We start from the raw sequence: 2,164 nt of genomic DNA, 5'->3' as shown, positions 1-2,164 counted from the left end.
GAGTACAATGGACTCATCTTGTCCTTCAATTTTTCCTACCGCTATAGAGTCGATTATTTCGGGTAGCCCGTTAACCTGCCTATAGATTTCTCCGGTCCCAATTCGAACGCCACCAGGGTTCAAAGTGGTGTCACTGCGTCCATAAAATAGCATGCCGCCGTTTTTGGTTTGTATCACATCATCTCCGTGATGCCAGATCCCGTCATATTTGTTCCAATAGGCATTATGGTACTTAGCGCCGTCGTCATTCCAAAATCCAATAGGTTGATTAGGAAAACTGTTCGCACAGACTAATTCACCTCTTTCTTCAATGACCATGTGCTCTTTGGTAGCAGTGGGCTCCAATTCTGTTGTTTGTTCGGAAATGACTTGAACGTCCAACCCTAAGCCGCTTCCTTGGCACTCCCCACGAAATACCGGACTGATTGGATTTCCTAATACAAAACAGCCACAGATGTCTGTCCCACCAGAAATGGAAGCTAAATGTAAGTCTTGTTTAATGTCTTGATAAACGAAATCAAATTGTTCTGGATATAACACTGAACCGGTGGAGCAGAGCGTTTTAAGACTCGTTAAATCATGGTGAGCGATCGGGGAGTATTCCGCTTTGTGCAGAGCTTCTAAGTACTTTGCTGACGTTCCAAAGAGTGTCACTTTATTATGTTCAGCGAGATCCCATAGGACACTGGTTTTTGGGTAAACAGGGCTACCATCATAAATCACCAGAGTTGCGCCACTAGCCAAAGCAGAAACGTGCCAGTTCCACATCATCCAACCACAAGTCGTATAATAAAAAACTCTATCGTGTGGTTTAACATCGCAATGGAGTTGGTGCTCTTTTAAATGGTTCAATAATGTCCCACCAACCGAATGTACGATACATTTAGGCTTTCCGGTTGTGCCGGAGGAATAAAGGATAAACAGGGGTTCATTGAAGTTTATCCGCTCGAACTTTAGTGGGGCTGTAGTCGGCTTATCTAAAATATCATTCCAGTTTATTGTACTTTCAGAGAGTGGAACGTTGGCTGTATAGGGAATTTCACAGTGAGCGTTTAGAGATGGTAAGCGAGCGGTAATGGCTTTGTTCTTAGCCCTCATATCAAAGGCTTTTCCATTGAAGGCGTAGCCATTACAGCAAAAGAATACCTTTGGAGAGACTTGTTCAAAGCGTTCAACAACACTTTCAATACCGAAATCGGGAGAGGTTGAAGTCCAAATAACTCCTAGGCTTGTGGTCGCAAGCATGGCTACCAATGTCTCTGGTATGTGAGGCAAATAGCCGGCAACCACATCTCCTTTACACACCCCTTGCTCCTGTAACCACTGTTGTACAGCAGCGACTTGTTGGTGCAGTTCATCCCAGGTCATATTACGGCTTTCACCTGACTCGTTGGAAAAAATGATCGCCTGTTCATCGGGTGTCTGGGTACTGTAAGTGAGTAAGTTTTCAGCGTAATTTAATTTTGACTCAGCAAACCACTGCGTATCTCGATTCTTTGAATAGTGCTGCCATTTGGCTCTACCGTCACCGGTGATCGGTCCTTTTTTGCTACCTTGCAAATGACAAAAATCCCATGCCTTATCCCAGAACAATGCATTGTTGTCGACTGACCAACGGTGTAGTTGTTGGAAGTCTTCAACGTAGACTTGCTGATCTCGTAAGTATTTGATGAATTTGAACATAATCGAATGCTCTATTCGGGATGGTGTTGGCGACCAAATTGGAGATAAAGAATGCATGGTTCCCTCTGAGTCTTAACTAAACTTGTATTAGTTTTGTTAAAAAATTCGATGAAGTCAAAATAACCGAGATAAAATATATGGCTGAAAAATAAGAATAAAAAAGATAAATGTAAAAAATATGTTACAGGTGGTTTTGGGTGAATAATGAGCAAGTCGTTGGCATGACCTAAGTGAGTAGATAGGCTTAATGTAACTCAATTGGAAAGGAGGGAGTGATGAGTAAGTATCATTCCAAACCAGTAAGTGCAGATGGATTTGTAGATTGGAGCAAAGAAGAAGATAAGATTTGGCATGATCTGGTAACAAGGCAGCTTGCTGTTGTAAATGGTCGTGCTTGTAGTGCCTATCTTGAAGGTTTGGATACGCTGAACTTGCCGTTAGACAAGGTGCCTCAATTACCTGATATTAATAGTATTTTATT

The 2,164-nt window shown here is 42.3% G+C and carries 1 protein-coding gene and 1 pseudogene; one reads left to right on the top strand and one right to left on the bottom strand.

Annotated features, from left to right (window positions below; genetic code table 11):
- A partial coding sequence (locus L4C33_RS21785) for an acetoacetate--CoA ligase (protein WP_428814473.1) occupies window positions 1-1,740 on the bottom strand: 1,740 nt, incomplete at its 3' end.
- A gap of 218 nt (window positions 1,741-1,958) precedes the next feature.
- Between L4C33_RS21785 and phhA the strand changes: the two are divergent.
- A pseudogene (phhA, locus tag L4C33_RS21780) lies at window positions 1,959-2,164 on the top strand (phenylalanine 4-monooxygenase); the annotation flags it as partial.

The organism is Vibrio makurazakiensis, from assembly GCF_050337375.1.
Lineage (GTDB): Bacteria > Pseudomonadota > Gammaproteobacteria > Enterobacterales > Vibrionaceae > Vibrio > Vibrio makurazakiensis.
This window is presented reverse-complemented; position numbering and strand designations above follow the sequence as displayed.